7 protein-coding genes and 1 pseudogene are annotated in these 6604 nt (G+C 74.3%); 5 read left to right on the top strand and 3 right to left on the bottom strand.

Annotated features, from left to right (window positions below; genetic code table 11):
• From HY68_RS24965 to HY68_RS24950, 4 genes and pseudogenes are all read left to right on the top strand, one after another.
• Nucleotides 1-474 (top strand): annotated as a pseudogene (locus tag HY68_RS24965) (hypothetical protein); the annotation flags it as partial.
• Nucleotides 475-612: 138 nt separating this feature from the next.
• On the top strand, nt 613-1851 hold the full coding sequence (locus tag HY68_RS24960; protein ID WP_041992530.1) for a MoxR family ATPase: 1239 nt from the start codon (nt 613-615) through the stop codon (nt 1849-1851).
• Nucleotides 1848-3125 (top strand): VWA-like domain-containing protein, encoded by a 1278-nt coding sequence (locus HY68_RS24955; protein WP_041992527.1) that lies wholly within the window; start codon nt 1848-1850, stop codon nt 3123-3125. Before HY68_RS24960 ends, HY68_RS24955 begins: the two co-directional genes overlap by 4 nt.
• A 150-nt stretch (nt 3126-3275) precedes the next feature.
• A complete protein-coding gene (locus HY68_RS24950) occupies nt 3276-4253 on the top strand; it encodes an aldo/keto reductase (RefSeq protein WP_041992524.1) in 978 nt (325 codons plus the stop codon).
• Here HY68_RS24950 and HY68_RS24945 read toward each other — a convergent pair.
• Together HY68_RS24945 and HY68_RS24940 are read right to left on the bottom strand one after the other, a co-directional pair.
• Entirely contained in the window at nt 4189-4737 is a 549-nt protein-coding gene (locus HY68_RS24945; protein WP_157874386.1) for a hypothetical protein, read from the bottom strand. The genes HY68_RS24950 and HY68_RS24945 overlap by 65 nt on opposite strands.
• Before the next feature lie 29 nt (nt 4738-4766).
• Nucleotides 4767-5243, bottom strand: a complete 477-nt coding sequence (locus HY68_RS24940; protein ID WP_041992518.1) for a hypothetical protein — start codon at nt 5241-5243, stop codon at nt 4767-4769.
• Between the two features lie 155 nt (nt 5244-5398).
• Between HY68_RS24940 and HY68_RS24935 the strand changes: the two genes are divergently transcribed.
• Nucleotides 5399-5680, top strand: a complete 282-nt coding sequence (locus tag HY68_RS24935; protein WP_041992516.1) for a hypothetical protein — start codon at nt 5399-5401, stop codon at nt 5678-5680.
• A gap of 418 nt (nt 5681-6098) precedes the next feature.
• On the opposite strand, the gene HY68_RS24930 is transcribed toward HY68_RS24935, so the two are convergent.
• A partial coding sequence (locus HY68_RS24930; protein ID WP_198533338.1) for a maleylpyruvate isomerase N-terminal domain-containing protein occupies nt 6099-6604 on the bottom strand: 506 nt, incomplete at its 5' end.

Genomic DNA, 6604 nt, shown 5'->3' with positions numbered 1-6604 from the left:
CCGGCCGGCGGCCCGCCGCCGAGCCAGGACCGGGCGGGACAGCCGCGCCTCGTGGAGTGCCGTGGGGCTCAGCACCGGATCGGTCTGGTCGACGGGGTGCTCGTCCCGCTGGACCACGACCCCGCCGAGATCCGCCGCGAGGAGCTGCTGGTCGCGCTGACCGGCACGCCGCTCCCCTGTCTGCGGGCCGTCGACGAGGCGCACCGCCGTCCCGACTGCCTCACCGGCGTGCGCGAACGGCTCGACCACGGCGACACCGCCGGTGCGCTGGCCGTGGTCGAGGGCCTGCTGGGCCGCGAGGCGGTGCTGCGGACCGGCGCGCTCCGGGACGAGCTGGAGGCAGCAGCGCGACGGCGGATCACCTACGGGCTGTACCGGTCGGGTCTGATCGGCACCAGCGCCGACAGCAGCCTGCCGGGCCCGCGTCGCCCCCGCCACCACCGCTCGCACCCGCGCCTGACGACGGCTCGCTGACCCACCGGCCGCCCGTACCCTGCCCCGCCTCGCATCGCCTCGCATCGCCTCGCATCGCCTCGCATCGCCTCGCATCGCCTCGCATCGCCCCGCCCGAACCCCATCCGGTTCCACCCGACACACACAAGGTGATCACTCATGCCCGTACCTGCCCATGACTCCCAACTCGACGTCGCCGCAGAGCTGTTGACACTGCTGCGCGACACGACCACCGAACCGCGCCCCGACGCGCAACTGGAGGCGCTCACCCTCGCCGTCGCCGCCGACCTGCCCGTACTGCTGTGGGGTGAGCCCGGCATCGGCAAGACGGCGGCGCTGACCCAGCTGGCGGCGGCCCTGGACCTGCCGCTGACCACGGTGATCGCCAGTGTGCACGAGCCGTCCGACTTCTCCGGGCTGCCCGTCGTCGGGGACGATCCCGCCGAACAGGGCGTGCCGATGGCACCGCCGGACTGGGCCGTACGGCTGGTACGGGCGGGCCGGGGGCTGCTGTTCCTCGACGAGCTGTCCACGGCGCCGCCCGCCGTGCAGGCCGCCCTGCTGCGGCTGGTGCTGGAGCGGCGGGTCGGCGCCCTGCGGCTGCCGCCGGGGGTACGGATCGTGGCAGCGGCCAACCCCCGGTCGTCGGCGGCCGACGGCTGGGAGCTGAGTCCGCCGCTGGCCAACCGTTTCGTCCATCTGCAGTGGGCGCACGACCAGGACGTGGTCGTACGCGGCCTCGGCGGGACCTGGCCCCGGGCGACGCTGCCACGGCTCGACCCCGGCCGGCTGTCCGAGTCGGTGGCCGTCGCCCGGCGCGCGGTGTGCGGGCTGCTCGCCGCCCGGCCCGCGCTCGTCCACCGGCTGCCCACCACCGAGACGCGCAGGGGCGGCCCGTGGCCGTCCCCCCGGAGCTGGGAGATGACGCTGTGTCTGATCGCTTTCGCGACGGCGGCCGACGCCTCGCGGGACGCGCTCGCCCTGCTGGTCAGGGGCACCGTCGGCGACGGTGCGGGGCTTGAGCTGATGGCCGGTCTCGACCGGATGGACCTGCCCGACCCGGAGACGCTGCTGGCCGACCCTCTGGCTGTTCCGCTCCCCGAGCGGGGCGATCTGCGCCAGGCCGTGCTCGACGGGGTGGTGGCCGCGGTCCGCAAACGCCCCGACAAGGTCCGCTGGGACGCGGCATGGGCGCTCCTGGTGCGGGCGCTCGAGACGGGCGCTCCCGACCTGGTGGTCGTCCCGGCGACGACACTCGCCACGCTGCGTCAGCCGGACTGGGAGGTGCCGCCCACGATCGAGCAGCTTGCCGGGGCGGTGTCCCTGTCGCAGCGCGCGGACCGGGCGGCGGCCCGGACGACTGCCCGCACGAAGGTCGCGGCGAAGGCCGGCCGATGAGCGCGGAGGTCGGGACGACCGCGGACGCACCGCGAACCTCGGACGACCCGGGAGGCTTGGACGTCGACAAGCTCTTCGCCGCCCGGCTGCACGCCGCCCGGGTCCGGCCCTATCTGTCGACGGCGCTGTTCGCCCTGCACACGGTCGCATCGCGCGCGGTCCCGACGATGGCCGTCGACCGGCACTGGCGGTGCTACGTGTCGCCCGGTTTCGTCGACCGCACACCGGTCGAGGAACTGGCCGGTGTGTGGGTGCACGAGGTGTCGCACCTGCTCCGCGACCACCACGGGCGCGGCGACAGGTTCGCGCGGACGCACGGGCTGACGGGCCCGGCGGAGCGGCTGCGGATGAACATCGCCGCGGACCTGGAGATCAACGACGACGTGTACGGCGACGGTCTCGTACGGCCCGAAGGCGCCGTGCATCCGGCGCTGTTGAGGTTGCGCTCCGGAGAGCTGATGGAGGACTACCTGCACCAGTTCCGGCTCGGGCCGCACACCGCCGAGCTGGCCTGGCTGGACTGCGGCAGCGGCGCCGACGGCCGGGAACGGGAGTGGGAGCTGGGGCCCGACGGGGCGCACGGCCTCAGCGAACAGGAACGCGACGGGGTCCGTTTCCTGGTGGCGCAGGGCCTCACCGGCCGGCCGGGCAGCGCGCCGCGCGGGTGGAAGCGGTGGGCGGAGGAGGCGTTCCACCCGCCGCAGCCGTGGCGGGAGCTGCTGGGGGCGGCGATCCGCTCGGCGGTCTCGGGGTCCGGCGCGGGCGAGGACTACAGCTACGGCCGGCCGTCGCGGCGCTCGGCGGGGCTGCCCGGTGTGATCCTGCCGAGCCTGCGGCGCAGACCGCCCCGGGTCTCGGTGGTCGTCGACACCTCCGGTTCGGTGAGCGACACCGAACTCGGCAGTGCGCTGCTGGAGGTCGCCGCGATCTCCCGGGCGGTGGGCGGCCGTCGCGATCTCGTGACCGTACTGCCGTGCGACGCTGCGGCCCACCTCGTGCATCCGCTCTGCCGTGGGGAGGGGATTCCGCTGATGGGCGGTGGCGGTACGGATCTGCGTACGGGTTTCGCCAGGGCGCTCAAGGCGCGGCCGGGCCCCGATGTGGTGGTGGTCCTGACGGACGGTCAGACGCCGTGGCCGCAGGCCCGGCCGCCGTGCCGGACGGTGGTGGGCCTGTTCCCCCGGCGGCGCGGCGATTCGTGGCGCGAGGACGATCCCGACCACCGGCCGGACTCGCCGCCCGCGTGGGCACGGGTGGTCGACATCGACGGCTAGGGAGTGTCCGCGCGACGCGGAGCGGCGCCGACACCGCTCCCGTACGCGCGCTCCACCGGCGGGCGCTCGGTACGGTGATCACGCACGGGCCCGCGCGCACCGCCCGTACCGCGTACCTCTCCCGCCGCCCATGAACGAGGAGCCGTCCCCATGGCCACACAGCCGCCGTCACTCGACTCCGCCCAGCACCAGATCGGCCTGGGCCTGGCCGCACTCGGGCGGCCCGGGTACATCACGTCCGACCGGGAGCGTGACCTGCCGGCGGGGCGGGGGGTGGACGCGATGCGACGGCGTACGCACAAGGTGCTCGACCACGCGTACGAGCGCGGGGTGCGGTACTTCGACGCGGCGCGCTCGTACGGGCGGGCCGAGGAGTTCCTGGCCGAGTGGCTGAACGACGGCTCGGAGCGGCCGGGGGTGGTCGTCGGCAGCAAGTGGGGTTACACGTACACGGCGGACTGGCAGATCGAGGCCGAGCAGCAGGAGGTCAAGGACCACAGCTCGGCCACCTACAGCAGGCAGCTCGCCGAGTCACGGATACTGCTGGGCTCCCGGCTGAACCTCTACCAGGTGCACTCCGTCACGACCGACAGCCCCGCCCTCACCGACGTCAGCCTGCACAAGCGGCTCGCCGCGCTCGCCGCCGAGGGGGTCACGGTCGGGATCACGACCAGCGGTCCCGACCAGGCCGACACCATCCGGGCGGCGCTCGACGTCAGTGTCGGCGGCGCCCCGCTGTTCCGCAGTGTGCAGGCCACCTGGAACCTGCTCGAACCGTCGGCGGGACCCGCCCTGGCCGAGGCGCACGGCTCCGGCTGCATGGTCATCGTCAAGGAGGCCCTGGCCAACGGCAGGCTCGTCCGCCCCGACGCGCGCCTCGACCCGCTGCTCGGCCCGGTCGCCGAGGCGACGGAGACCTCGTACGACGCGGTGGCGCTGGCGGCGGCGCTCCAGCAGCCGTGGTCCGACGTCGTCCTCGCGGGCGCCGTGACCACGGGCCAGCTCGACTCGAACCTGCGCGCCCCGGCGATCACTCTCGGGCCTGACCAGCTCAGTCCGCTGGTCACGGACCTGGCGGAGCCTCCGGCGGCGTACTGGACCCACCGCTCCCGGCTCCCCTGGAACTGACGGCCTGGGGGTCCTTCGCGGGGAACGGCACGGCAGGGTGCCGGTGTCCACGTACGGCTGCCCACAGGACGGACACCACCAGGACCGCGATCCCGAGCGCCGCCAGACCGGCCAGCACCTCGTTCAGTGTGCCGTCGGTCAGCCGGGCCCGGTCCGGTTGACCGCCGTCCAGTACGCCTCTGCTGATGAGGACGGCCGCGGAGAGGCCGGCGGTGTCGGCGCCCAGGAGGACGGGGAGGATCCATGCCTGGCCCACCCGCAGCCACAGGACCGTGGCCGCGCCGAGCAGCAGGCTCACGACGGTCGTCGGCAGCGAGGCCGTCGCCCCGTCGATGTCGAACTGCGCGTCCAGCCAGGCCGCGGCGGCCAGAGCCACCAGGGCGAGCAGGAGTGTGCCGGTGCAGCGCCAGAGCGTGCCGAAGAGGGTTCGTGGCGCGGGCAGTTGGCCTGAGGGCAGGTCAGTGGGCGGGTCGGTGGGAGCCATGGCGGTCATGATGCCGTTCGCGCCCCGGCTCAGGCGCGCTTCAGGCTGTCGATCATGCCGCCCCAGGCAGGTCCTTCCCAGTTGATGACGACGGCCGAGCCGTCGGGCTTCCGCTCCAGGGTGCCGCGTGTGCGCTCCGGGTCCGGCTTCTGGCAGGCCAGGGTGAGCACCGGCTTCTTCGTACCGGCCCCCGTTATCGTGCCGGGACAGGCGAGCTTGCCCGTGGTGGTGACCTTGGTGCCGGTGACCGTCAGGGTGGCGATGGGGCTGTCGTCGTTGATGGGCCGCCAGGTGCCGTCCAGGCCCTTGCCCGCCGAACTGTCCGCCGCACCGGCGGCCGGGCTGTCCGACGGCGTCGCGGGCGCCTCGGCCGCCGGTGACCTGGACGGTTCGGCCGTGGCCTTCGCCGAGCCGCCCGAGGCGTCCGACGAGGAGCCGCCGCCACAACCGGCCAGCAGAACGGCGGTTGACGACATCAGGGCAGCGGCGAGCAGAGCTTTACGCATGGAGCGAGGTTCCTCCCGTGACCGGTGCGCGCACCGGCGTGTACATGGTCAGCAGCTATCTCAGCACACGGCGGGTGGCGGCGGTCCGCCGCCTGCGGTACGCGGATGGCCCACGCCCGCGTGCGTGACCCGGCGGCGCGTCCCAGGGTGGGGGCATGAGCACTCGCCACCAGTCCCAGCGGACGACCGATCTCGACACCCGACTCCTGACGACCGGAGCGGTACTCACCGCGACCGGCGCCGCGCTCGCCTGCGCGGGGCTGGCACTCGCCGGCTTCGCCATGCTGACTGCGGGACGTAAGGCGCTCCACCGGATGGACGTGAGCCCGTCCGAGCAGGCGGCGGTCAAGTGGCGCCAGGCCCGCGAGGCGTCCCGTGCGGGTGTGCAGGCGTGGCAGTCGGCGAGCGACGGCGGCGGCCGGGTCACCCAGTTCTGATCACGCGGAACCGGCGGCCGTGACACGCGGCGCCGTGACACGCGGCGACGCGCCCGGCGCACTGCTCCACCGAGGCGCCGGGCGCGATCACATCACCTGCGGACGAGCGTCCCTGACCCTACGGTCCCCGGCATGAGCGACTCCCCCGGCGCACCGCCCCCGCACGTGCTCGCCGCCTTCGGCGCCGCCTCCGGGACACCGCCCCGGCTGCTGCCGGGCGGCCAGGGACAGACCTGGCGCTCCGGGGACTCGTCCTCAAGCCGGTGGCACTGGAAGCCGAGACGCACTGGCGGGCCGAGACGCCGGCGGCGCTGGCGCCACGCACAGCTCGCTGGACGCGGCACAACGGGCGCGGTACGCGCCGGTGGCCGAAGCCGTGCTCGCACGCGCGGGATAGCCGGATGTGACGGTGCGTCAGTCACAAGGCCGTGCGGGCGAGCCAGTGTTCCAGCAGGGTGCTGTCGCCGGTGACCTTCAGCGCCTGGTCGTCGGCCGGCAGCCGCCGGGCGAACATCAGCAGCAGGTCCCGCACGGGCGCGCTCACCTCCACATCGGCGTCGGCCGTGGCACGGTCCCAGGTCACTCCGTCCGGTGTGCGGGTGATCAGCCACCCCGGCAGCGACGCTTCCGCCGGCCGCAGTCGCAGCGTCTCACCCTGCCCGCGCAGTCCGGCCAGGGCTGGTTTGACGAGCTCACTGCCCGGCGTCGACATCAGCTCCAGGCCCTCACAGATCGCCCCCGCCGCGAGGTCGGGCGGGAGGGTGAAGGCGGAGCCCGAGACGAGCGCGGCGTCGGCCCGGTGCACACAGGTGTCGTACAGCATCCGGCGCAGCCAGAAGATGGCGGGCCGCTCCCCCACGAAGGTCCACACCTCGGCTTCGGGGCCGGCCTCCCTGACGGCGTCGCCGAGTTCGGCCGCGCCGG

The organism is Streptomyces sp. AcH 505, from assembly GCF_000818175.1.
In the GTDB taxonomy this organism is placed as follows: domain Bacteria; phylum Actinomycetota; class Actinomycetes; order Streptomycetales; family Streptomycetaceae; genus Streptomyces.
Note: the sequence above shows the minus strand (reverse complement) of the source record. Positions and strands in the feature narration are given on the sequence as shown.